Source organism: Nocardioides sp. Root140, from assembly GCF_001426745.1.
GTDB lineage: Bacteria > Actinomycetota > Actinomycetes > Propionibacteriales > Nocardioidaceae > Nocardioides.
In genome coordinates this window covers 1-24,879 of sequence record NZ_LMFI01000012.1, presented here as the reverse complement: position 1 = coordinate 24,879, position 24,879 = coordinate 1, and the positions used below count along the sequence as shown (strand labels likewise).

Below are 24,879 nucleotides of genomic sequence, written 5' to 3'. Positions count from 1 at the left end.
GACGAGAGGCCATGAAACCGCCGCGGAGCCACCGTGAAACCGGCGGCCCCCACGCTCGGAGCATGACACCCCCTACCAATGTCCCGGCCACCGACGCCCCGGCCGTGAGTGCCCGGGCCCTCGTCAAGCAGTTCGGCGACCAGCGTGCCGTCGACGGAGTCGACCTGGAGATCCGCCGCGGCGAGGTCTTCGGCGTGCTCGGTCCCAACGGGGCCGGCAAGACCACTGTCCTGAAGATGCTGGCCACCATGCTCCCCATCGACGGGGGCACCGCCGAGGTCTTCGGCCACGACGTACGTCGGGAGCCGCACCTGGTCCGACAGCTGATCGGCGTGACCGGTCAGGACGCCTCGGTCGACGAGAACCTCACCGCAACCGAGAACCTCTGGCTCTTCGCCCGCCTGCTGGGCATGGGCCGCAACGACGCCCGGGCCCGGTCGATGACCCTGCTCGAGCAGTTCGACCTCACCGAGGCGGCCAGCAAGCCGATCTCCGCCTTCTCGGGCGGCATGCGGCGCCGGCTCGACCTCGCAGTCAGCCTGCTCACCCGGCCGCCGCTGATCTTCCTCGACGAGCCGACCACGGGCCTCGACCCGCGCACCCGCGGCCAGATGTGGGACACCATCCGCGAGCTCGTCGTCGACGGCTGCACGGTGCTGCTCACCACGCAGTACCTCGACGAGGCCGACCAGCTGGCCGACCGGATCGCGGTCATCGACCACGGTCGCAAGGTCGCCCAGGGCACCGCAGACGAGCTCAAGTCGTCGGTCGGCCGCTCCACCCTGCAGGTGCAGCTCAACGACCCTGACGACCTGGCGATCACGGCCGAGATCGCCCAGCGGATGGTCGGCGAGGCCGCCCTGAGCCCCGAGGCCCGACGGGTCAACATCCCGCTGCGCAGCACCGACCAGTCCATCGAGGTGCTGGTGGCACTGCGCGACCGCGGCGTGTCCATCGACTCGGTGACGGTGCAGAAGCCGTCGCTCGACGAGGTGTTCCTGGCCCTGACCGGCCACGACACTCACCCCTCCGGCGCCGACGCCTCCGATGAAGCCGCCGACCCCACCGACCTGATGGAGACCACCCGATGACCACCACAGCCCCCACCCTCGACCTGCCGACGCGGGTCAGCGTGTCCGACGCGCTCAGCCAGACCATGACCCTGGCCTGGCGCGCCACCATGAAGATGCGCCGCAACTTCGAGCAGCTCTTCGACGTGACCATCCAGCCGCTGTTGTTCACCGCGATGTTCGCCTACATCTTCGGTGGCGCGATCTCCGGCGACGTGTCGAGCTACCTGCCGATCATCATTCCCGGGCTGATCGGCCAGACCGTGCTCACCGCCTGCGTCGCCACCGGTGTCCAGCTGCGTGAGGACATGGACAAGGGCGTGTTCGACCGGTTCAAGGTGCTCCCGATCGCCCGGATCGCGCCGCTCGCCGGGCCCATGGTGGCCGACCTGATCCGCTACCTGATCGCGTCGGTGCTGACCTTCGCCACCGGGTTCGCGATGGGCTACCGCCCCGGCGGCGGCATCCTCGGCGTCACCGGTGCGGTCGCGCTGGCCGTGATCGCCGGCTGGTCACTCGCCTGGATCTTCACGTGGTTCGGCATCATCGGCCGCAGCGCCCAGGGCGTGCAGGGCATCTCCCTGATGGTGATGTTCCCGCTGACGTTCCTGTCCAACGCGTTCGTGCCGACCGACACCATGCCGAACTGGCTGCAGACCTTCGCCGACCTCAACCCGGTCTCCCACGTGATCTCTGCGATCCGCGAGCTGGCCAACAACGGTCACCTCGGCGCCGAGACCGGCTGGGCGCTGCTCGGCTGCGCGGCCCTGGTCGCGATCTTCGCGCCGCTGTCGCTTCGCACCTTCAACGCGAAGATGTGATCGTGCCGAGAAGGTCCGCGACCTCCGGCACCAGCTCGACGCTCGGCCGGCCGGCGTACTCCGCGAGGTGTACGTCGAGCCGGCCGGGCGTCATGCGTTCGGCGAGCGCCGCGAGCAGCTCCCAGCGCAGGCTCGGCAACGTGCGGTTGTAGGCCCACCGCTGGCCGACCGCGAGCAGGCGTACGCCGACCTCGCGCGCGGCCTGGTCGCCGTGACGCAGCAGCCACGCACCCAGCGACACCACGAGCATGCCGTTGAGCGGCAGGTCCGGAATCGCCTGGCGCTGGCCGCCGAGCGTGCTGTGGGCCCGGATCATCCGGGCCAGCTGGTCGGCCCGCGGATCGGGACCGGGAGGCGCGTGGTGGACACGGGCCACCAGCGCGCACGACGCGCCCAGCACCAACCAGGGAGTGAATCCGACGCCGGTCTCGGCGTCCTCGATCAGGAGCACGGCCTCGTCGTAGTCCCTCAGCCCGCCCTCCACGTCACCTCGGGCGAGGCGGACCTCCGCCCGCGCCGACTGCAGGGTCATGCGTGAGCCGAGCTGGACGCCCTCGGAGATCGCCTCGACCTCGTCGAGGATGCGCTCTGCTGTGTCCGGGTCGCCGTCGACCAACCGCGCCAGTGCCGTGGTGATCCGCAGTGACCGGGCGTCGTCAGTCGCGTGCAGCCGCATCAGGGTGGGCCAGGCGATCTCCGCGTGCCGCGCCGCCTCCCGGTGGTCGCCGAGCACCAGCTGCAGCTGGGAGATCTCCGAGTGGAGCGAGGCCTCGATGTAGGGGGTCAGGGGCGCCCAGGTCAGGCCCCGCGTGGCGTAGTCGAGTGCCAGGGCCGCGTCTCCGTTGTTCTCCGCGGTCAGCGCTGCCCACATCATCATCATGCCGGCGGTCAACGGATCATCGGCAGCACTCGCCTGGACTGCGAGTCGCTCGGGGTCCGGTTGGCTGCCCGGCTCGGCGAACATCGTGTACGCCGCCTTCGCCCACGGTGTGTCCGGCTCGTCCCAGCCCTGCATCGACCGGCGCAGCTCCTCGAGCGGACGCCCCGGCACCCAGTTGAGGTGCACCAGCAGGATGGCCGCCGCCTCGCACGCGACCGACTGCACTGCCTCCGGCGCGTCCCACCCGGTGAGCAGCTCCGCGGCAGCGTCGGAGACCGCGAAGACGCGGGCGTGGTCGCCGGTGATGGTCCACAGGGTGCCCAGTGAGGCGACCAGGCGGGCCACCAGCTCGGCGTCGCCCCTGGCCAGGGCTCGCCGGAGCACGTCGGTCAGGTTGTTCTCCTCGAGGCGCAGCCGGTGGACGCGTTCGACCTGGTCGACGGCCACGAAGATCGACGCGTTGTCGTCGGCGATCGCTGCCGCCCAGGCGTCCTGGGCGAGCCACGCCGCGTCCCGCTCCCCCGCCTCGTTGAGGCGGAGCGAGGCGAACTCGCGAATCGTCTCGAGCGAGCGGAACCGGGTCACGCCCTCGTGCTCGCTGACCACCAGCAGCGACTGGTCGACGAGGTTCTCGAGCAGGTCGGCTGCACCCGCGCCGATCACCGATGCGGCGGCGACCGTGTCGAACCCGTCGTGGAAGACCGAGAGCCAGCGGAGCGCGCGTTGCTCGGCGTCGTCTAGGAGGTCCCAGGACCAGCCGATCACCGCCTCGAGGGTGCGGTGGCGTTCCGGTGCGCCGCGGTCCCGGGTGCGCAGCAGCTCGAAGCGACGCTCGAGGCCGCGCCGGATCTCCGCCACCGACATCGTGCGCACCCGCGCCGCGGCCAGTTCGACGGCCAGCGGCAACCCGTCGAGTCGCGCCACCACGCCGGCCACCTGTGTCGGGTCGAGCGCGGCATCCGGGCGTACGGCGCGGGCCCGTTGCCGGAACAGCTCGGCGGCGTCCTGCTCCGCGAGCTGGCTCAGCGGCACGATCCGCTCGGCCGCGATCCGCAGGGGCGCCCGGCTGGTGGTGAGGATCCGGAGGTCACGCGTGGAGACCAGCAGGAAGGCGACCAGTGAGGCCACCGCCTCGAGGACGTGCTCACAGTTGTCGAGCACCAGCAGCGTCGGTCCCTCGCCGAGCGACTGCGCGATGCGGCCGCGGACGTCCGCCTCCTGCGCCGGGGTCAGGGTCCGTCGCGAGGTCATCGAGCCGCGTACGCCGAGGGCGGCGCCGACCTCGGCGACCACGTCGTCAGCGGAGCCGACGCCGACCAGCTCGACCACGTGCACCCGCGGCAGCGACGACTCACGCGCCAGGGCCTGGGCCACGCTGGTCTTCCCGATGCCACCCGGGCCCATGATCGTGGTGAGCCGGCCGTTGGCCAGCGCGGTGCGCAGGTCGGCCAGGTCGCCCTCGCGGCCGAGCAGGGCGCCACCGTCGAAGCGGAGTCCGGTGCGGACCGGGTCGTCGGCGGCCAGCAGCTCGCCGTGGAGGCGTTGCAGCTCGGGGTCGGGGCTGACGCCCAGCCGCTCGCCCAGGTCGTGGCGGTAGGCCTCGTAGTGCACGAGCGCCTCGGCCGGTCCGGACGTGTCGGCGATGGAGCGCAGCAGCGCCAGCCGGGCTCCCGTGTCGTCGGGCCGTCGGCGCAGCACGCCTTCGAGCAGGGGGAGCGCCTCTGCGAACTGTCCGGTCGCGGCCAGGGCCCGACCCCGCAGCTCGCGTGACTCGTCGAGTCTGCTGGCTGCGGCCGCACGGACTGCTGCCAGTGGACCCGGGGCCTGATGGTCGGCGAGCACGAGGCCCGCAGTGTCCTCGAGTGCGGCGAGCGCGGCGGTCGGGTCGGTGGCCAGCTGACTGCGGGCGCGGGTGACCGCCCGATCCAGGCACCACGCGTCGACGTCGTCGGCCGGGAGCCCGAGCCGGTAGCCGCCGTCGTACCTCTCGACGAGCGCCGCGTCCGTGGCAGTGCGCAACCGCGAGACCAGCACCTGCAGCGCCTTCAGTGGTCGCTCCGGGCGGCTGTCGGGCCACACCTCCTCGATCATGCGGGTGTCGGAGACCCCGCGCGGCTCGGCAACCAGCGTGCCCAGCAGCGCGGCGATCCGCTCCCCCGGCAAGGCTGCGCCGTTCCACAGGACGCCGTCGAGCACGCGCAGCCGCGGCGCCGGACCCGGGCCTGTCGGGACCATCACCCCTGCGCCCTCGGGTGGGCGGTCGCGAAGACCTCCCGGAGGTTGTCGACGGTGACCAGGGTGTAGACCTGCGTGGTGGTCACCGAGGCGTGACCGAGAAGCTCCTGCACGACGCGCACGTCGGCTCCGCCGTCGAGCAGGTGTGTGGCGAAGGAGTGCCGCAGGGTGTGTGGTGACACGTCACGGGTCACGCCGGCCTTCTCCGCGGTCTTGACCAGCACCGTCCACGCGCTCTGGCGGGACAGCCGCCCGCCGCGGGAGTTGAGGAAGAGGGCCGGGCCACCCGCGCCGTTGCCGACCAGGTCACGACGGCCGCCCTCGACGTACGCCGTGACCGCCTCGCGGGCGAAGGACCCGACGGGGACGACGCGCTCCTTGCTGCCCTTGCCCCGCAACCGCACGGTGCCGTCGACCAGGTCGAGGTCGTCGACGTCGAGGCCGACCGCCTCGGAGATGCGCGCCCCGGTGCCGTAGAGCACCTCGAGGAGGGCCCGGTCGCGGCTGGCGAGGGCGGTGCCGCCCGAGCCGGCCGCCTCCAGGATCGCCTCCACGTCCGAGAGCGGCAGCGCCTTGGGCAGCCGCTTCGCGGGGGTGGGCGGCTTGACCGCGGCCGCAGGGTCGAGCTCGGCCAGGCCGTCGCGTACGGCGAACTTGTGGAAGCCACGGACCGCGACGACCGTGCGGGCCGCGGACGTCGACCCGAGGGGCTGGTGGTCGGCATCCCCTTCGCGCAGCCGGACGAGGAAGTCGGCCACCACGGCCTCGGTGACCGCGCTGAGCTCGGTGATGCTCTCCCGGGCGAGGTGCTCCTGGTAGCGGCGCAGGTCTCGCCGGTAGGACTTCAGGGTGTTCTCGGCCAGGCCGCGCTCGACCGACAGGTGGTCGAGGTAGGTGCGTACGGCGCGCGTGACGTCGCCTGCCCGGTCAGTGGTCAGTGCGATCGCCCCGCACGCAGCTGTCCCGAACCCACGCGTGCGTCGTACGCGAAGACCGCGAGGGCGACCGGCCCGTCGGTGACCCGGCCGTCGAGGATCGCCTCGCGCAGCTCGGCCAGCGGAACCCAGAGGGTCTCCATGTCGGCCTCCTCCGCCTCGAGCGCGAAGTCACCGCGATCGCAGCGGCTCAGTCCACGCGCCAGGTAGAAGTGGTGCTGCTCGGCCGAGATGCCCGGGGAGCCCCACACGGAGATCAGGTGGGTCCACTCCTCCGCCTGGAACTCGACCTCCTCGCGGAGCTCGCGGATCGCGACGTCACGGGGGTCCTCACCCGGGTGGTCGCAGATGCCGGCCGGCAGCTCGAGGAAACGCCGCTGCGCGGGGTGGCGGTACTGGCGCAGGCACAGCACCCGCTCGTCGTCGTCCAGTGCCAGCACCATCGCGGCGCCGGGGTGCTCCAGCACGAGACGACGGAACGACCGACCGTCGGGGTCGTCGGGGTGGGTCACCTGGTCGGAGCGGAACGCCACGACCCAGTCGTCACGGTGCAGGTCGGTCGTGGACGTGACCGGCCACGACTCGGGGGTGTCTCCTGTCAGCGGCATGCCCGAAGGTTATCGCCCGACCCCGACAACGCGGGGTCCGGCGAGCCGTCAGGCCTGCTCGTCCTTGCGGTGCAGCTCCTCGTCGATCGGGAACCGCAGTTCCTTCTGCCGCTCGATGGCCGCACCGATCAGCCCGGCGAAGAGCGGGTGCGGCTTGGTCGGCCGCGACTTCAGCTCCGGGTGCGCCTGCGTGGAGACGTAGTAGGGGTGCACGTCCTTGGGCAGCTCGGCGAACTCGACCAGGTTGTTGTCGGGCGACGTGCCCGAGAACACCAGTCCGGCCGCCTCCAGCTGGTCGCGGTAGGCGTTGTTCACCTCGTAGCGGTGGCGGTGGCGCTCCTCGATCTCGGCCGCGCCGTACGCCTCACGCACCACGCTGCCCTCCTTGAGGTGGGCCGGGTAGGTGCCCAGGCGCATGGTGCCACCCAGGTCACCGGCGCCCTCGACGAAGGACTTCTGCTCCTCCATCGTGGCGATCACCGGCTCCGGGGCGTCGGCGTCGAACTCGGTCGACGCCGCCTTCTCGAGGCCGGCCTCCGAGCGGGCGTACTCGATGACCATGCACTGCAGGCCAAGGCACAGGCCGAGGGTCGGGATGCCGTGGGTGCGGGCGTAGGTCAGGGCGCCGAGCTTGCCCTCGATACCGCGGATGCCGAAACCGCCGGGCACGCAGATCGCGTCGACGTCGGAGAGGTGCTTGGCGGCACCGGCGGGCGTGGCGCACTCGTCGGAGGCGATCCACTCGATCTTGACCTTGGCCTCGTGGGCGAAGCCGCCGGCTCGCAGTGCCTCGCCGACCGAGAGGTAGGCGTCGGGCAGGTCGATGTACTTGCCGACCAGGGCGACCGTGACCTCCTCGGAGGGGTGGTGCACGCGGCGCAGCAGGTCGTCCCAGACGGTCCACTCGACGTCGCGGAACGGCAGGTTCAGACGGCGTACGACGTAGGCGTCGAGGCCCTCGGAGTGGATCACCTTCGGGATGTCGTAGATCGACGGGGCGTCGGCGCAGTTGATCACTGCTTCCTTGTCCACGTCGCACATCAAGGAGATCTTGTCCTTGATCGACTGGGGCACCTCGCGGTCCGAGCGAAGCACGATCGCGTCGGGCTGGATGCCGATCGAACGCAGCGCGGCCACCGAGTGCTGGGTCGGCTTGGTCTTCAGCTCACCAGAGGGCCCGAGATAGGGCACCAGCGAGACGTGCAGGAAGAAGCAGTTGTCGCGGCCGATGTCGTGGCGCACCTGGCGGGCCGACTCGAGGAACGGCAGCGACTCGATGTCGCCGACCGTGCCGCCGATCTCGGTGATGACGACGTCGACGTCGTCGCCACCCATCGCGCGGACCCGGTCCTTGATCTCGTTGGTGATGTGCGGGATCACCTGGACGGTGTCGCCGAGGTAGTCGCCTCGGCGCTCCTTGGCGATCACCGTGGAGTAGACCTGCCCGGTCGTCACGTTCGCGATCTGGTTCAGCTCGGTGTCGAGGAACCTCTCGTAGTGACCGATGTCGAGGTCGGTCTCGGCGCCGTCGTCGGTGACGAAGACCTCACCGTGCTGGAACGGGTTCATCGTTCCGGGGTCGACGTTGAGGTAGGGGTCGAGCTTCTGCATCGTGACGCGAAGTCCCCGTGACTTGAGCAGATTGCCCAGGCTCGAGGCCGTGAGGCCCTTGCCGAGAGAGGAGGCGACGCCTCCGGTCACGAAGACGTGCTTGGTGTGCGCCGATGAGGCCAAGGAAACTCCCGCTGTCAGACTGGGTATGGAGAACTGCGTGTCTGCTACGGGGTTCTAGGCTACCAACGGAAACGCCTGTTGGAGCAATCAGCCCCGCGGAACGGCCCCGTCATTTCCGTGGACGCCGTAGTGACCGGGTCCACCGGCGCCCTCCGCGGCCAAGGCGAGCACCGTCGCGAGCTGTCCCGAGCGGGTCTGCACGGAGTCGACGGTCGACACCGCAGCGGCGGCGGCCGAGTCGTCCCGGAGCTGGCTGAGCGTGTCGGACTCGGTGTCCCCGGCGACCACGACACCGTCGGTCCCGTGCGCCAGACCCGTCACCAGGCCCGAGAGCAGCTTGTCGAGACCGGTGCCGGTCAGCTCGTCACCGAGCACGACCAGGGTGAGGCTGCCGCGCTTGTCGCCACCAGCGGTCGTGGTCAGCAGGTCGGCACTGGTGAGGCTGGAGAGGATGTTGCGCGCCCCGGTGTCGGTCGCGACGCCCGCGTCGGTGGCGGTGGCGACGGCCCGGCTCATCACCTGGCCCATCCGGACGTACGTCGAGGCGCCGTCCTCGACGCCCGAGTCCTTGGTGGTCTCGACGAGCTGCGCGCCGAGCGTGTCGACCAGCGAGCCCTCGTCTGCCGAGAGCAGCGTCTTGCCGAGGGCGTAGCTGCCGGTGACCGAGCCGCCGGACGCCTTGATCTGCGCGGTCAGCGCGGCGACCCGCTTGGCGTCGGCGCCGGGCAGGGTCACCAGCGAGATCGGGCGGCCCTTGAGTGCGGCGGACACCCGGGTGCCGGCCACCGTCGCACCGAAGTCGTCCTGGAAGCCGGAGACGAGGCGGGCCTCCTCGAGGTCGCCGCTGAGCCGCTGGTTGTCCTTGCGGACCTCGCTGGCGGTGTCGGAGCCCCGCCCGATCTCGGACAGGGGGCCGCCGCCGAGCGCCACGCCGACGGCGAGGGCCAGCAGGACGGCAACGATGGAGACGACGTGGTAGCGGAACGAGATCACGGGAGAAGTCCTTTGACGCGGTCGAACAGGTCCGGAACGTGCGGGCTGAGGTCGTCGAGCCATTGCTGGCCGACGGGGGTCACCGCGATGGCAGCCACCACCGCCACCAGTCCGGCGAGCAGGATCAGCCAGAGGTGCCACGTGCGCACGCGTCCGGCGTACAGGGCGGGGACGGTGCGGGCGTCGACCAGGGTGGCGCCGACCCGCAGCCGGGTGAGGAACGTGGAGGCCAGGCCGCCGCGCTGTCGGTCGAGGAAGTCGTCGAGGCTGGCGTGCGCACCGACGGCGACGACCAGCGATGCCTCCCCCAGGGCCGCCAGCATGAGGCCGGCGTCCTCGGCGGTGGCACCGGTCTCGAAGCGCAGCGGGCGTACGCCGAGGCGCTCGAGCGAGTCCATCGGAGTGCGGCCGGTGCCCCGGTCGACCAGGACCACGACGTCCTCGGCGCCCCGGAGTGCCTTCGGCGAGACGCGGGTCTCGTCGGAGTCGGCGCTGTTCGGTGAGCTCATCACGACGACGTCGGGCTTCATGCCGGCGGCCAGCAGCGCGTCGGCACCGGCGTCGACGGCCACCAGGACCGGGCGTTGCTCGCGCAGGTAGCGGCGCAGCCCCTTGAGCTCGTCCTCGTGGTCAGGACCGGGCACGACGACCACGACGGGACGTCCGGCCATCTTCGTGCCGAGGCGCGGCGCGCCCCTGCCGTGCAGGAGGAGGTCCTGCTCGCGACGCAGGAACTCCGACGTGTTGTGGGTGAAGCTGTCGAGCTGGCTGCCCATGCCGCTGCGGGCGTCGCCGAGCTCGATGTTCAGCAGGTCGGCGTCCAGCACCCGGCCGCTGGCAACCGTCTCCTCACCGGCGAAGACCGAGCCCTGGTGCAGCCGCACGCTGCGGCCGTCCTTGAGCGCACGGAACGACTCCGGTCCGACCGAGTCGACCAGGGTGATGCCCGCGTCGACCAGGATCTTGGGGCCCTGGCTGGGGTAGCGACCGGAGATGAACGGCGAGGCGTTCACGACGGCGACGACCTCTGCGTCGACGAGACGCTGGGCCGTCGCCCGGTCCATGTCGAGGTGGTCGAGCACGGCGATGTCACCGGGTTCGAGGCGGCTGAGCAGGGTGGGCGTGCGGCGATCGACCCGGGCGGTCCCGACGATGCCGGGAGGCGCGGCTTCACGCGGCTGGCGAGTGGGCAATTTCATGACCGATTCATGGTGGCACGCGGCCCCCTGCGGATTCGGGAGGCCACGCGGAGCGTGACCCGTTGCACCCCGTCACGGGACCCGGGCCCCGACGCGCCGCTCCAGTGGGCTTCGGAGCGTCAGTCAGGAACGGGCCGCGCGCGCCGTCTCGAGCAGCTCCTGGGCGTGCGCCAGGGCGGTGTCGGACTCCTCCATGCCGGCCAGCATGCGGGAGAGCTCGCGCACCCGTTCGGCGTCGTCGAGGACGGTCAGTCCGGACGTGGTGACCGTGCCGTCGCTGGACTTGGCCACGACGACGTGCCGGTCGGCGTACGCCGCCACCTGGGGCAGGTGGGTCACCACCAGCACCTGCGAGGTGCGGGCCAGGGTGGCCAGTCGACGGCCGACCTCGACCGCCGCCTTGCCGCCCACACCGGCGTCGACCTCGTCGAAGACGAACGTCGGGACAGGACTGGTCTCGGCCAGGGCCACCTCGAGGGCCAGCATCACCCGGGACAGCTCACCGCCCGAGGCACCCTTGTGCAGGGCACGGGCATCGGCGCCCTTGTTGGCGGCCAGCAGGATCTCGACGTCATCGAGACCGCTGGAGCCGTAGCGCACCCACCGCCCGTCGACCGGGAGCGGCGACCCGGCCTCCTCCACGTCGTCCGGGGCGTCGACCTCGCGCTGGCGTACGTCGACCACCACACTCGCGTGCGGCATGGCGAGCAGGGTCAGCTCGTCGGAGACCACGGTGCCGAGTCGTCGTGCTGCCTCGGTGCGGGCCTGTGACAGTGCGGCACCGGTCTCGGCCAGCTCGTCGCGCTGTCGGACCCGGTCGGCCTTCAGCTCGGCGATGTGGTCGTCGGTGCCGTCGAGGTCGAGCAGCTTGCGGGACGCCTCCTGCGACCAGGCCAGCACCTCGTCGGCGGTGTCGCCGTACTTGCGGGTCAGCGCGGTCAGTGCCGCGCGGCGTTCGGAGACCACGGCCAGGCGGGCGGGGTCGATGTCGAGGCCGCTGGCGTAGGAGGCGACGTCGGCGGCCACGTCGGAGAGCAGGTAGGTGACCTCCGCGAGCCGGTCGGCCAGGCCGGCTGCGACGGGGTCGTGGTCGCGTACGCCGTCGAGCAGTCGTCGGGCCGCGCCGGCCGCACCGAGCGCGTCGGGGCCACCCTGTTCGGCAGAGAGCGCCTCACGCGCCTGCTCGGCGGCGGTCCTGAGCGTGTCGACGAAGCCGAGGCGGGACTCCTCCGCGGCCAGGTCGTCGTCCTCGCCGCTCTGCGGGTCGACCGCCTCGATCTCCTCGAGGCCGAAGCGCAGCAGGTCGGCCTCACGGGCGCGTTCACGGGCCGACGCGACCACCTCGACCAGCTCGGCCTCGGTGGCCGCGAGTGCGGCATACGACTCGATGTAGCGGTCGAAGAGCTTCTGCACGTCGGTGCCCCCGAAGAGGTCGAGGGCGCGGCGCTGCGCCGCCTGCTTGAGCAAGCGGTGCTGGTCGGACTGGCCGTGCACGGCGACGAGGCCGTCGGTGACCTCGGCCAGTTGTGAGGCGGGCACGGAGGCTCCCCCGACGAAGGCACGGGACCGGCCCTCCCCCGCGATGTTGCGGGCCAGCACGACGCGGCCGTCCTCGGCCTCACCGCCGAGGTCGTCGACCTCGGTCAGGAAGGACGGCAGGGACGAGGCGTCGACGACTCCCTCGACCCGTGCCGATCGGGCGCCCGAACGCACCGCTCCGGGATCGGCACGACCGCCGAGGAGCAGTCCGAGCGCCGTGACCACCATGGTCTTGCCGGCACCGGTCTCACCGGTGATGACGGTCAGGCCGGGGCCGAGCTCGAGGGTCGAGGAGTCGATGACGCCCAGCGACTGGATGCGGATCTCCTCGATCACGACTCTCCACCGCCATTGCGCCGACGTCGTTCGGAGGCGCCACGCCAGCCCTCGACCGAGAGCCCGAACTTGGCCACCAGCCGGTCGGTGAACGGGGCCTGGTGCAGTCGGACCAGGTGCACCGGCGAGGCTCCGCGGCGTACCTCGATGCGCGCACCGGGGGGCAGGTCGACGGTGCGGCGCCCGTCGCACCAGAGCACGCCGGCTCCTTCGGTGCGGGCCAGCACCTCGACGGCCAGGACCGAGGTGGGCGCCACGACCATGGGTCGAGCGAAGAGGGCGTGGGCGCTGATCGGCACCATCAGGAGTGCCTCGACGCCGGGCCACACCACGGGTCCGCCGGCACTGAAGTTGTACGCCGTGGAGCCGGTCGGGGTCGCGCAGACCACGCCGTCGCAGCCCCAACGAGACAGCGGTCGGCCGTCGATCTCGACGACCACCTCGAGCATGCGTTCGCGGGCCGCCTTCTCGACGCTCGCCTCGTTGAGCGCGAAGGTGCTGGCCACCAGCTCCTTGTCGCGGTAGACCGACACGTCGAGGGTGAGGCGCTCCTCGGCCGTGTAGTTGCGGTGGATGATCGCCTGGATCGTCGACTCGACGTCGTCGTACTCGGCCTCGGCCAGGAAGCCGACGTGGCCGAGGTTGACGCCGAGCAGGGGCGTGGACTGTCCGTGGGTGATCTCGGCGGCGCGCAGGATGGTGCCGTCGCCGCCTATGACGACCGCGAGCTCGCAGTCGGTCGCGGCCGCCGGGCTCTCCGGGACGACCTCGATCTCGGGGTCGAAGGACGCGGGATCGAGGTCGAGGTCGGCCGCCTCGGGGGCCAGCAGGCGTACGACGATGCCGTGGTCGGTCAACGCCTTGGAGAAGGCGCGCGCCACCTCACGGGCGTCTTCACGTCCCGTGTGGGCCAGCAGGAGCACGCGTCTGGCTTCAGTCACGGGTCAACCCTCTCACCCGGCACCCCCAGGGCACCGGAGCGCTCCACCTCGGCGGTGATCTCGTCTGCCCCGATGGTCGCCTCCCCGGCGCGCATCCACAGGAAGAACTCGACATTGCCCGACGGACCCGGCAGTGGGCTGGTGGTGACCGCCCTGGCACCCCAGCCACGTCGGGCGGCGGCCGCGGCGACGGCCTGGACGGCTTCGGCGCGCAGCGACAGGTCACGGACCACGCCCCCCTTGCCGACCCGGTCCTTGCCCACCTCGAACTGCGGCTTGACCATGAGCGCGAGGTCGCCGTCGTCACGGGTCACGCCGATCAGCGCGTCGAGGACGAGCTCGAGAGAGATGAACGAGAGGTCGCCGACGACCAGGTCGACGGGTTCGCCGATGGTCTCCGGGGTCAGGTCGCGGATGTTGGTGCGGTCGTGCACCTCGACTCGTTCGTCCTGGCGCAGCCGCCAGACCAGCTGGCCGTACCCGACGTCGACGGCCACCACCGCAGCGGCACCGTTGCGCAGCAGCACGTCGGTGAAGCCGCCGGTCGAGGCGCCCGCGTCGAGGCAGCGGCGTCCGGTGACGGAGAGGCCGAGGGGCGTGAAGGCGGCCAGCGCTCCGGCCAGCTTGTGGCCTCCACGGGAGGCGTAGTCGGGACTGTCCGGATCCTCGATGACGACGATCGCGACGTCGGTGGTCACGCCGGTGGCCGGCTTGCCGGCGATGGCGCCGTTCACCTTGACCCGGCGGGCGGCGATCAGCTCGCTGGCATGCTCACGGGAGCGGGCCAGTTGGCGGCGTACGAGTTCGGCGTCGAGCCGCAGGCGTCGTGGCGGCACGGCGGTCAGGGGCGCGGCAGGCGTGGGCCGTCGAGGGCCCCGCGCAGCTGCTCGTGGGCCTGCTCGAAGACCGCGACGTGCTCGTCGACCGGCTTCTCGGCCAGGGTGTCGAGGCTGTCGAGCACCCGGTCCACCGCGTGGTTCCCGGTGTGCGCGGTCGCGGCCGGTGCGTGCTCTTCCGCATCGCCCGCTGCCGACTGGTCCTCGGTCCCGTCCGCGTAGTCCTCGACCGGCGTGGGTTCGTCCGCCTCGAACACGTCTGACGCATCGGATTCTTCGGGCACCTCGACCGGGGCCTGGCCGGCGTTCGGCTCGCCCGGGGCGGGCCGCGCCTGTTCGTCGGGACGGCCCAGGGGCGGGCCCGGCTTGGGGAACTGAACGCTCATGTCGTCACCGTACCTGTCCGCCGCCGTCGGTTGGTGGGTCGACACCGGCCACGTCGAGCGCGTGCCCGCGTGCGTCGAGGTGTGCCCAGGCGACCGTGGCGGCGACCCGCCACCAGTCGTCGTCGGCACCGGCGCCCTCGATCGAGAGCCGCCCCTCACGGACCGCGCCGCGCCACCCGCCGAGCACGACGTGCTCACCGTCGCGGGTCGGCGCCGGATGAGTGTCGAACAGTCCCCCGAGGTCGCTGGCGACGTACGTCGGCCGCAGCTCCGGCCGTGCGGTCGCAAGGTCGCCGAGCCCGGTGACTCCGGTCAGCACGAGCAGCGAGTCGAGCCCTGACCCGTTGGCGCCCTCGATGTCGGTGTCGAGGCGGTCCCCGACCATCAGCGGGCGCCTGCCGCCCACCCGGCGTACGGTCTCGTCGAGCAGTGGACGCTGCGGCTTCCCAGCGACGATCGGCTGCACACCGGAGAACTCACTCAGCATGCGCACCTGCACGCCGTGGCCGGGACCGACCCCGTAGTCCATCGGCACGGTCAGGTCAGTGTTGGAGGCGACCCACGGCAACCCGTCGCGAATCAGCACCGCGCCCTGCATGAGCCGTCGCCACACGAGGTCCGGGTCGTAGCCGCTGACCACGGCGAGGGGTTCTTCCTCCATGCTGCGGACCGGCCTGAGGCCTTCGGCGACGAGCGCCTCCTCGAGGCCGGCGCTGCCGAGGAGGTAGACCGGTGCACCGGGCTCGAGCATCCCGGCCAGCACGTGCGCGGCTGCCTGCGCCGAGGTGACCACGTCTTCCGGGGATGCGTCGACGCCCAGCTCGGTGAGGTGTTGCGCGACCTTCACCGGCGTCCTCGACGCGTTGTTCGTCACGAAGGCGAGGTGCATGCCGGTCGTACGGGCCCGGCGTAGGTGCTCCGGAGCGCCCGGTACGGCGGCCGGGCCGATGTAGACGACGCCGTCGAGATCCAGCATGGCCAGGTCGAAGATCTCGACCAGCGGGCCGGCTGATGCCTTGAGCACCGGTGACCTCCTGGTTCATTGCCCGATCACGACCCGTTGGGGGTCGCGCCCTACGATGATTTGAATGGAAACCCCGCAGGTGGCGCGCCCACACTTCGACCTGCGACCGTTCCGCGCCCTCAGGCTGGCCAACAGTCATGTGGGCGATCCGGCGTCCCACCGCATCTTCGCCCGACCCTATCGGGCGGTCCCGGCCCGGCTGCTCGAGTGGCGTCGCAAGCGACACCTGACCGTCGACCCGGACCCTGCCCTCTACGTGCACGAGTACACCTCCGCCGGGGTGACCATCCGTGGCCTGGTTGCCCTGGTGGACCTCCCAGCGAGCGAATCGCGCATCTTCGCGCACGAAGACGTCCAGGACGCGCAGGTGCAGCAGCTGGCGCACCGGATGCGCGAGATGTCGTTGAACCCCGCCCCGATCCTGCTGATGCACCGCGGCACACCGTCCGTGCGCGACGTGTTGCACGAGACCACCCGGGGCGAACCGCAGCTCGTCTACACCGATCGCGGTGACCAGCTCCAGCGGATCTGGAGGATCACCGACCCGGACACCGTCTCGCTCCTGCGTGCCGAGGTGGCCGACACCCACGCCGTCATCGCCGACGGGCACCATCGCTACGCCGCTGCGCAACAGCTTCGCACGGACGAACCCGGCACCGGCTGGGACCAGACCCTCGTCATGCTGATCGACCAGGCCGACACCCCGCTGCAGCTGTGCGCGATCCACCGCACGATCCCCCGCCTCTCCCTGGACACGATTGCCGAGAACGCGCGGGAGTACGGCGACCGGTTCCGCACGCACTCCTCGAGCCACAAGGCGCTGGCCAAGCTCGAGCACGCGCTGGTGCTGCACGACGGGCAGGAATGGGCCACGCTCACACCTGCCGCATCACCGCCGATGCTGATCACCTGGCTCCACGAGGTGCTGCTCCCCCGGTGGCAGGTCGACGCCTCAAAGCTGGTGTTCCACCACTCGGCGAGTGACGCCATCACCCGTGCCGGCCACGGCGTGAGCGTGCTCCTGCCGGCCCCGACGTTCGACCAGGTGGACAGCTCGGCACTCTCGGGTCATCTTCTCCCCCAGAAGGCCACCTCCTTCCAGCCCAAGCCGCACCTCGGCGTGCTCATGCGGGAACTGAACGACGAATGAGTCGGCCCGCAGTGGCCTCCACCTCCAGCCTCGACACCGGCGCACCGCCGACGCGGAAGAACCGACGGCGCAGCACACCCTCGACCACGACCACGTCGCCGGCGCCCCACTTCGCGACCGAGCGCCGAAGCCTGGCCGACCACACCGAGCAGTCGACCCAGTCGACGCCGGGACGGTCGCCCTCCGGTCTCGGCACCACGACGCGCAGGGTCCACACGGCATCGCCACTGGGCAGGATCTTCTCTTCCGGCGACTTCGAGAGCCGCCCTTCCAACACGACCTGATTCGTCATGGTCATCACCTCCACGACCAGATTGCTGCGCAGCGCAGACAACCTGTCCCGTGCAGGGCCAGGCCTGTGGAGAACCCGTACGCGAAGTCACCTGTGCGCCGAAACCGGCGCACGCCGACCGCAGACCTGCCTGAGGCCGCGGAACGACGCCGGTTCCGGACGCCAAGTGGCCGGAACCACACGTACTGTCCCGGCATGGCTACGCACTGGACCATCGGGGCCGACGCGCTCGACCCGGAAGCACTCGCCGCGTTCTGGAGCAGCGCCCTCGGATACGTCCACGAGCCGGGCTACGACAACCCGGACGGCGCCTCGATCATCGATCCCGACGGCACGGGCCCTGCCATCGGCTTCCTGCGCGTGCCCGAGCGCAAGACCTCGAAGAACCGCTTCCACATCGACATTCGCGTGGCGGGCGAACAGCCCTGGGACCACGCAGAGCGCGCGCGGCTCATCCGCGCCACCGCCGCTCGACTCGTGCAGGCAGGCGCCACCGAGCTCCGAGATGAGGAGTACGCCGACGAGCGCGGCACTGTCCTCGGTCATGTCGTGATGCATGACCCCGAGGGCAACGAGTTCTGCGTCGCCTAGACCTCAGCCAGCAACCTCGGGCTCCGGATCGTCCTGCCAGGCCACCGCGCTGATCCGCCACCGACCGGAAACCCGGACCAGCTGCACGGACTTCGTTCCCCCACCCTCGAATCGTTGACCTGACTGACGTCCCTGTTTCGCATACCGCCCGAACCAGTGCGCGACGTCTCCGCGCACCTCTGTGCTCCCCTCGACCCGCCACTCACGGAAGTCCTCGAGCGCTCCCTCGGTGAGCAGGGCGAGCCTCGGCACGATGAACGACTCGACGTCGTCCTCGTGCGGTCCTTCGGCTCTCAACGTCACGATCGTGGCGTGCGGGAGGAACAGCTCGCCTACGGCGTCCAGTCTGGCCACGCACTCCGGGCCACTGGTGAATGCCGCCAGGAACTGGTCCACGACATCCTCGACCTCGGTCACCTCGTCGGCAGACACAGATGCGGCACCACCACTCATGCCGGAGAACCTAGCGTCACCTGCTGAAGCAGGACACCCTTTTTCAATGTCAGTTGGGTTGTTCGAGTTGTTGGGCGCGGGTGGCGGCGTCGGTGAGTTCGTCGCCGTCGATGGCTTCGGTGCGGTGGAACCATTCGAGTGCTTCGGGGGTGCGGCCGGCTTGTTCGAGGCGTCGATGGCTTCGGTGCGTTTTTCAATGTCAGTTGGGTTGTTCGAGTTGTTGGGCGCGGGTGGCGGCGTCGGTGAGTTCGTCGCCGTCGATGGCTTCGGTGCGGTGGAACCATTCGAGTGCTTCGGGGGTGCGGCCGGCTTGTTCGAGGGTGTCGGCGTAGGCGTAGCGGAGTCGGACGACCCAGGGTGCGCGGGTGTTGGTGTGCAGGGGTGCGTATTCGAGGGTGCGTAGTGCTGCGTCGTATTCGCCGAGGTCGCGTCGGGCGCCGGCTTCGACGATGGTCATTTCGGCTTTGGCTTCGGGGGTGAAGTTCTTGATGGCGGGTGATTTGGCCAGGGTGAGTGCGCGTTCGGGGCGGCCCAGGGCGCGTTCGCAGTCGGCCATGATGGGGAGGTAGGCGGTGGCGCCGTTGATGCGTTTGGCGGCGCGGAGTTCTGAGAGTGCTTCGGCGTATTCGCCGGCGGCGTAGGCGGCTTCGCCGCAGGCTTCGCGGACCACGGCCAGTCGGGCGGCGCGGGCGCGGGCGGCGAGGGTGTGTTGGTAGGCGGTGGCGGGGTCGGTGTCGATGAGCAGGCCGGCGGCGGCCAGGTGGCGGGCGACGCGGCTGGCGAGCTTCTCGGGGAGGCCCTTGAGTTGGGCGGCCACGGCTCGGTCGAGTTCGCGGCCGGTGATCTCTTCGGGGATCGGGGGGCCGTCGTAGCGGGCTTGTTGTTCGCTGCGGGGTCGTTGGTCCTCGGCGGGGCGGCGCCAGTCCTCGCGGCGGCCCGGACGGCCACCGCCGGTGCCCTTGGCCTCACCGGTGCGCTTGGCGTCACCGGTGCGCTTGGATCCGCTGGTTCGTTTCGAGTCCGACCACTTGGAGTCGCTCGACCGGCCACCACCGGTGCCACCGGACCGGCCGCCGCCGCCGTTGCCGCCGCCGCTGTTGTTGCCGCTGGTGTTGGGGCGGCGGTCATTGCGGCGCGGAGTGTTCTCGGCCATGGCAGGGGAATCCTTTCGGCGGTGACCAACCCTGGGGATCCAAGGTTAGGTGGACAAATGCGTAGAGGCCACCTCAAATGAGGTGGCCTCTACAAAGTAATGTCCGGCGACGTCCTACTCTCCCACAACCTCCCGGTTGCAGTACCATCGGCGCTGAAGGGCTTAACTTCCGGGTTCGGAATGGAGCCGGGTGTTTCCCCATCGCTATGGCCGCCGAAACTCTATGGAGTTAGATCAAACCAATTCGCCCCGAACCATCTCCCCGAAAGGGAGCTATGGTTCGGAACTCAAGGTTCCCGACCGTAACTCGGGAACCACACAGTGGACGCGCAACATCTTTGAGGGACAAGCCCTCGGTCTATTAGTACCGGTCGGCTAGGCATTGCTGCTGTACACCTCCGGCCTATCAACCCAGTAGTCTACTGGGGACCTTACCCGGTTAACCCGGTGGGAAACCTCATCTTGAAACGTGCTTCCCGCTTAGATGCATTCAGCGGTTATCACTTCCGAACGTAGCTAACCAGCCGTGCTCCTGGCGGAACAACTGGCACACCAGAGGTTCGTCCATCCCGGTCCTCTCGTACTAGGGACAGCCTTTCTCAAGTTTCCTGCGCGCGCGGCGGATAGGGACCGAACTGTCTCACGACGTTCTAAACCCAGCTCGCGTGCCGCTTTAATGGGCGAACAGCCCAACCCTTGGGACCTACTCCAGCCCCAGGATGCGACGAGCCGACATCGAGGTGCCAAACCATCCCGTCGATATGGACTCTTGGGGAAGATCAGCCTGTTATCCCCGGGGTACCTTTTATCCGTTGAGCGACGCCGCTTCCACATGCCAGCGCCGGATCACTAGTTCCGACTTTCGTCCCTGCTCGAGTTGTCACTCTCACAGTCAAGCTCCCTTGTGCACTTACACTCGAAACCTGATTGCCAACCAGGCTGAGGGAACCTTTGAGCGCCTCCGTTACATTTTAGGAGGCAACCGCCCCAGTTAAACTACCCATCAGGCACTGTCCCTGATCCAGATAATGGACCTAGGTTAGATATCTAGTACGACCAGAGTGGTATTTCAACGTTGACTCCACGACAACTGGCGTCGCCGTTTCACAGTCTCCCACCTATCCTACACAAGCCGAACCAAACACCAATACCAAACTATAGTAAAGGTCCCGGGGTCTTTCCGTCCTGCCGCGCGTAACGAGCATCTTTACTCGTACTGCAATTTCGCCGAGTCCACGGTTGAGACAGCGCCCAAGTCGTTACTCCATTCGTGCAGGTCGGAACTTACCCGACAAGGAATTTCGCTACCTTAGGATGGTTATAGTTACCACCGCCGTTTACTGGGGCTTAAGTTCTCCGCTTCGAACCGAAGTTCTAACAGGTCCCCTTAACCTTCCAGCACCGGGCAGGAGTCAGTCCGTATACATCGTCTTACGACTTCGCACGGACCTGTGTTTTTAGTAAACAGTCGCTTGGGCCTGGTCTCTGCGGCCTTCATCGCTTCCGGGAGCAAGTCCCATCACGAATCCGGCCCCCCTTCTCCCGAAGTTACGGGGGTATTTTGCCGAGTTCCTTAACCGTGGTTCACTCGATCGCCTTGGTATTCTCTACCTGATCACCTGAGTCGGTTTGGGGTACGGGCGGCGCATAGCTCGCTAGAGGTTTTTCTCGACAGCATAGGATCATCCACTTCGTCCATACGGACTCCCCATCAGGTCTCAGGCACATGAACGGCGGATTTGCCTACCGTTCGCCCTACACCCTTAGCCGTGGGCAACCATCGCCACGGTTGGACTACCTTCCTGCGTCACCCCATCGCTTGACTACTACTAGTTCGGGTCGTGCGCTCTGCCACCATCGTCCCGAAGGATCCCGGTGGTTTTGGGCACTTAGCATCACTAGGTTCGTCATGGGCGCTATTTTGCCGGTACGGGAATATCAACCCGTTGTCCATCGACTACGCCTGTCGGCCTCGCCTTAGGTCCCGACTTACCCAGGGCAGATTAGCTTGACCCTGGAACCCTTGATCATTCGGCGGACTGGTTTCTCGCCAGTCATTCGCTACTCATGCCTGCATTCTCACTCGTGTGGCCTCCACGGCTGGATCACTCCGCCGCTTCACTGCCCACACGACGCTCCCCTACCCATCCATGCAACTGGACCACAAAGGCCTGTCTTACGCATGAATGCCATAGCTTCGGTGGATAACTTGAGCCCCGCTACATTGTCGGCGCGGAATCACTTGACCAGTGAGCTATTACGCACTCTTTCAAGGGTGGCTGCTTCCAAGCCAACCTCCTGGTTGTCTGTGCGACTCCACATCCTTTTCCACTTAGTTATCGCTTAGGGACCTTAGCTGATGGTCTGGGCTGTTTCCCTCTCGACTACGGAGCTTATCCCCCGCAGTCTCACTGCCGCGCTCTCACTTACTGGCATTCGGAGTTTGGTTAACGTCAGTAACCTTGTAGGGCCCATCGGCTATCCAGTGCTCTACCTCCAGCAAGAAACACGCGACGCTGCACCTAAATGCATTTCGGGGAGAACCAGCTATCACGAAGTTTGATTGGCCTTTCACCCCTATCCACAGGTCATCCCCTCAGTTTTCAACCTAAGTGGGTTCGGTCCTCCACGCGGTCTTACCCGCGCTTCAACCTGCCCATGGATAGATCACTTCGCTTCGGGTCTTGATCGTGCTACTCAAACGCCCTATTCGGACTCGCTTTCGCTACGGCTTCCCCACACGGGTTAACCTCGCAACACAACGCAAACTCGCAGGCTCATTCTTCAAAAGGCACGCTGTCACAGGGACGAATCCCCGCTCCAACGGTTTGTAGGCACATGGTTTCAGGTACTATTTCACTCCCCGCCAGGGGTACTTTTCACCTTTCCCTCACGGTACTTGTCCGCTATCGGTCACCAAGGAGTATTTAGGCTTAACGGGTGGTCCCGCCAGATTCACACGGAATTTCAGGGGTTCCGTGTTACTTGGGGTGACGTCTCAGAGCCATCGTCTTACGTGTACGGGGGTATCACCCTCTACGCCAGGACTTTCCAATCCATTTCGACTTCAACGATGGTTTCTAACTCTGTGTCGGATCGGCAGATCCGACGTGACGGCCCCACAACCCTCGAACAGCAACGCCTGCCGGCTATCACACTGCACGAGTTTGGCCTCTTCCGATTTCGCTCGCCACTACTCTCGGAATCACTTTTGTTTTCTCTTCCTACCGGTACTGAGATGTTTCACTTCCCGGTGTTCCCTCCAACTGTCCTATGTGTTCAGACAGAGGTAACTGGACATGACTCCAGCTGGGTTTCCCCATTCGGAAATCCCCGGATCACAGCTTGGTTACCAACTTCCCGGGGCTTATCGCAGGTTCCTACGTCCTTCATCGGCTCTTGGTGCCAAGGCATCCACCATGTGCCCTTAGTAGCTTGTCTTGCTACAAAGATGCTCGCGTCCACTGTGTAGTTCTCAAGATACGGGCGGTACCACCACAAACTCCGTGCCTACCCAGTCCAACGACCAAGCGGTTCAGCGGTGTGATGGCCCACGAGAAAACGAGTCAAGACTCGATCCCTCAGGACCCAACAGTGTGTCAAGTGCTCACCCCCACCAAACCCCGCGTTCCACGTCCCGAAGGACAGTACTAACAGACCAGGCGGAAAGCTCCCACCAACTAATCGACGTTCCACTAGTGAGCGTTGCCTGCCGCGACACATTCGGCCACGAAACAGACAGACTGGACAGACAATGTCTGCCAATAGCTCCTTAGAAAGGAGGTGATCCAGCCGCACCTTCCGGTACGGCTACCTTGTTACGACTTCGTCCCAATCGCCAGCCCCACCTTCGACGGCTCCCTCCACAAGGGTTGGGCCACCGGCTTCGGGTGTTGCCGACTTTCGTGACGTGACGGGCGGTGTGTACAAGGCCCGGGAACGTATTCACCGCAGCGTTGCTGATCTGCGATTACTAGCGACTCCGACTTCATGGGGTCGAGTTGCAGACCCCAATCCGAACTGAGACCGGCTTTTTGGGATTCGCTCCACCTTACGGTATCGCAGCCCTTTGTACCGGCCATTGTAGCATGCGTGAAGCCCTGGACATAAGGGGCATGATGACTTGACGTCATCCCCACCTTCCTCCGAGTTGACCCCGGCAGTCTCTTATGAGTCCCCACCATTACGTGCTGGCAACATAAGACGAGGGTTGCGCTCGTTGCGGGACTTAACCCAACATCTCACGACACGAGCTGACGACAGCCATGCACCACCTGTATACCGACTAAAAGGGGCTCTATCTCTAGAGCTTTCCGGCATATGTCAAACCCAGGTAAGGTTCTTCGCGTTGCATCGAATTAATCCGCATGCTCCGCCGCTTGTGCGGGCCCCCGTCAATTCCTTTGAGTTTTAGCCTTGCGGCCGTACTCCCCAGGCGGGGCGCTTAATGCGTTAGCTGCGGCACGGAACTCGTGGAATGAGTCCCACACCTAGCGCCCAACGTTTACGGTGTGGACTACCAGGGTATCTAATCCTGTTCGCTCCCCACACTTTCGCTCCTCAGCGTCAGGTAATGCCCAGAGAACCGCCTTCGCCACCGGTGTTCCTCCTGATATCTGCGCATTTCACCGCTACACCAGGAATTCCGTTCTCCCCTGCATACCTCTAGTCTGCCCGTATCGGAAGCAGGCCAGGTGTTAAGCACCTGGTTTTCACTCCCGACGTGACAAACCGCCTACGAGCCCTTTACGCCCAATAATTCCGGACAACGCTCGCACCCTACGTATTACCGCGGCTGCTGGCACGTAGTTGGCCGGTGCTTCTTCTGCAGGTACCGTCACTTTCGCTTCGTCCCTGCTGAAAGAGGTTTACAACCCGAAGGCCGTCATCCCTCACGCGGCGTTGCTGGATCAGGCTTTCGCCCATTGTCCAATATTCCCCACTGCTGCCTCCCGTAGGAGTCTGGGCCGTGTCTCAGTCCCAGTGTGGCCGGTCACCCTCTCAGGCCGGCTACCCGTCGAAGCCTTGGTGAGCCATTACCTCACCAACAAGCTGATAGGCCGCGAGCTCATCCTTCACCGCCAGAACTTTCCACAACCACCAGATGCCTGGAGTTGTCGTATTCGGTATTAGCCACCGTTTCCGGTAGTTATCCCAAAGTGAAGGGCAGATTGCTCACGTGTTACTCACCCGTTCGCCGCTCGTGTACTCCCGAAGGAGCCTTACCGCTCGACTTGCATGTGTTAAGCACGCCGCCAGCGTTCGTCCTGAGCCAGGATCAAACTCTCCGTTGAAATCATGCAGGCAACCACCCAAAGGCAGCCACCAAATCTCATAGATTGTTTCTCCCGGCAAGAGACCGAATCGCCGACATAATTGTCGGAATCATCGTTTCTTACCAAAGGAACCATCACAACCAATCACCAACCAAAAGGCCAGATCAAAAGCTGCGACGGGTTATCAATTAATTCGTCGACTTTTGACACACTGTTGAGTTCTCAAGGATCAAGCGCGCACCGCACCCAGCCTCACGACCAAGCCCCGGGGCAACCTGACAAAACTTACCGGAGTGAGATTCGCCWGTCAAACCGGCCAATCTGCTTCCAGATGGGCAACCTGACAAAACTTACCGGAGTGAGATTCGCCTGTCAAACCGGCCAATCTGCTTCCAGATGCTTCCCTCGATGTCGGGCGTGCTGGACA

18 protein-coding genes and 3 rRNA genes are annotated in these 24,879 nt (G+C 67.5%); 4 read left to right on the top strand and 17 right to left on the bottom strand.

The window, feature by feature from the left end; all coding sequences use genetic code 11:
- Positions 1-62: 62 nt before the first annotated feature.
- Both ASD30_RS20160 and ASD30_RS20155 read left to right on the top strand, forming a co-directional pair.
- The gene (locus tag ASD30_RS20160; protein ID WP_056686172.1) at positions 63-1,091 is read left to right on the top strand and encodes an ATP-binding cassette domain-containing protein; all 1,029 of its coding nucleotides are present in this window, start codon (positions 63-65) and stop codon (positions 1,089-1,091) included.
- The gene (locus ASD30_RS20155; protein ID WP_056686169.1) at positions 1,088-1,891 is read left to right on the top strand and encodes an ABC transporter permease; all 804 of its coding nucleotides are present in this window, start codon (positions 1,088-1,090) and stop codon (positions 1,889-1,891) included. The genes ASD30_RS20160 and ASD30_RS20155 overlap by 4 nt, the downstream gene beginning before the upstream one ends.
- Here the strand turns inward: ASD30_RS20155 and ASD30_RS20150 are convergent.
- The 11 genes from ASD30_RS20150 to ASD30_RS20100 form a co-directional block, all read right to left on the bottom strand.
- On the bottom strand, positions 1,875-5,006 hold the full coding sequence (locus ASD30_RS20150) for an ATP-binding protein (RefSeq protein WP_056686166.1): 3,132 nt from the start codon (positions 5,004-5,006) through the stop codon (positions 1,875-1,877). The two genes, ASD30_RS20155 and ASD30_RS20150, sit on opposite strands and share 17 nt — an antisense overlap.
- Positions 5,006-5,944, bottom strand: a complete 939-nt coding sequence (gene xerD / locus ASD30_RS20145; protein WP_082564032.1) for a site-specific tyrosine recombinase XerD — start codon at positions 5,942-5,944, stop codon at positions 5,006-5,008. The genes ASD30_RS20150 and xerD overlap by 1 nt, the downstream gene beginning before the upstream one ends.
- Complete coding sequence (locus tag ASD30_RS20140; protein ID WP_056686160.1) at positions 5,941-6,549, bottom strand: NUDIX domain-containing protein; 609 nt, start codon at positions 6,547-6,549, stop codon at positions 5,941-5,943. Before ASD30_RS20140 ends, xerD begins: the two co-directional genes overlap by 4 nt.
- A 48-nt stretch (positions 6,550-6,597) precedes the next feature.
- Positions 6,598-8,283 carry a CTP synthase gene (locus ASD30_RS20135; RefSeq protein WP_056686157.1) on the bottom strand — a complete coding sequence of 562 codons (1,686 nt, stop codon included), beginning with the start codon at positions 8,281-8,283 and terminating at the stop codon, positions 6,598-6,600.
- 87 nt (positions 8,284-8,370) lie between these two features.
- Positions 8,371-9,276: a copper transporter gene (locus ASD30_RS20130; RefSeq protein WP_056686154.1), complete on the bottom strand. Its 906-nt coding sequence runs from the start codon at positions 9,274-9,276 to the stop codon at positions 8,371-8,373.
- Positions 9,273-10,475 (bottom strand): putative cytokinetic ring protein SteA, encoded by a 1,203-nt coding sequence (steA, locus tag ASD30_RS20125; protein ID WP_056686151.1) that lies wholly within the window; start codon positions 10,473-10,475, stop codon positions 9,273-9,275. Before steA ends, ASD30_RS20130 begins: the two co-directional genes overlap by 4 nt.
- Positions 10,476-10,598: 123 nt before the next feature.
- A complete protein-coding gene (gene recN, locus ASD30_RS20120) occupies positions 10,599-12,350 on the bottom strand; it encodes a DNA repair protein RecN (RefSeq protein WP_056686147.1) in 1,752 nt (583 codons plus the stop codon).
- Positions 12,347-13,291, bottom strand: a complete 945-nt coding sequence (locus ASD30_RS20115) for an NAD kinase (protein ID WP_056686144.1) — start codon at positions 13,289-13,291, stop codon at positions 12,347-12,349. Before ASD30_RS20115 ends, recN begins: the two co-directional genes overlap by 4 nt.
- Positions 13,288-14,127 carry a TlyA family RNA methyltransferase gene (locus ASD30_RS20110; protein WP_056686141.1) on the bottom strand — a complete coding sequence of 280 codons (840 nt, stop codon included), beginning with the start codon at positions 14,125-14,127 and terminating at the stop codon, positions 13,288-13,290. The genes ASD30_RS20115 and ASD30_RS20110 overlap by 4 nt, the downstream gene beginning before the upstream one ends.
- 5 nt (positions 14,128-14,132) lie before the next feature.
- Positions 14,133-14,513, bottom strand: coding sequence for a hypothetical protein (locus ASD30_RS20105; RefSeq protein WP_156393730.1), 381 nt, complete (start codon positions 14,511-14,513; stop codon positions 14,133-14,135).
- A 4-nt stretch (positions 14,514-14,517) separates the two neighbouring features.
- A complete protein-coding gene (locus ASD30_RS20100) occupies positions 14,518-15,537 on the bottom strand; it encodes an HAD-IIA family hydrolase (RefSeq protein ID WP_235532643.1) in 1,020 nt (339 codons plus the stop codon).
- 64 nt (positions 15,538-15,601) lie between these two features.
- Between ASD30_RS20100 and ASD30_RS20095 the strand changes: the two genes are divergently transcribed.
- The gene (locus ASD30_RS20095) at positions 15,602-16,687 is read left to right on the top strand and encodes a DUF1015 family protein (RefSeq protein WP_056686135.1); all 1,086 of its coding nucleotides are present in this window, start codon (positions 15,602-15,604) and stop codon (positions 16,685-16,687) included.
- On the opposite strand, the gene ASD30_RS20090 is transcribed toward ASD30_RS20095, so the two are convergent.
- The gene (locus tag ASD30_RS20090) at positions 16,662-16,979 is read right to left on the bottom strand and encodes a single-stranded DNA-binding protein (protein ID WP_235530231.1); all 318 of its coding nucleotides are present in this window, start codon (positions 16,977-16,979) and stop codon (positions 16,662-16,664) included. The genes ASD30_RS20095 and ASD30_RS20090 overlap by 26 nt on opposite strands.
- A gap of 195 nt (positions 16,980-17,174) precedes the next feature.
- Between ASD30_RS20090 and ASD30_RS20085 the strand changes: the two genes are divergently transcribed.
- Positions 17,175-17,570: a VOC family protein gene (locus tag ASD30_RS20085; protein WP_056686131.1), complete on the top strand. Its 396-nt coding sequence runs from the start codon at positions 17,175-17,177 to the stop codon at positions 17,568-17,570.
- Between the two features lie 3 nt (positions 17,571-17,573).
- Here ASD30_RS20085 and ASD30_RS20080 read toward each other — a convergent pair whose 3' ends face one another.
- The 5 genes from ASD30_RS20080 to ASD30_RS20060 form a co-directional block, all read right to left on the bottom strand.
- Positions 17,574-18,023, bottom strand: a complete 450-nt coding sequence (locus tag ASD30_RS20080) for a hypothetical protein (protein ID WP_056686128.1) — start codon at positions 18,021-18,023, stop codon at positions 17,574-17,576.
- Between the two features lie 199 nt (positions 18,024-18,222).
- The gene (locus ASD30_RS20075; RefSeq protein WP_056686125.1) at positions 18,223-19,176 is read right to left on the bottom strand and encodes a hypothetical protein; all 954 of its coding nucleotides are present in this window, start codon (positions 19,174-19,176) and stop codon (positions 18,223-18,225) included.
- 101 nt (positions 19,177-19,277) lie between these two features.
- A 5S ribosomal RNA gene (gene rrf / locus ASD30_RS20070) occupies positions 19,278-19,394 on the bottom strand.
- Positions 19,395-19,517: 123 nt separating this feature from the next.
- A 23S ribosomal RNA gene (locus ASD30_RS20065) occupies positions 19,518-22,617 on the bottom strand.
- Positions 22,618-22,952: 335 nt separating this feature from the next.
- Positions 22,953-24,470 (bottom strand): 16S ribosomal RNA (locus ASD30_RS20060).
- Together the 16S, 23S and 5S rRNA genes form the textbook arrangement of a ribosomal RNA operon.
- Positions 24,471-24,879: the final 409 nt, after the last annotated feature.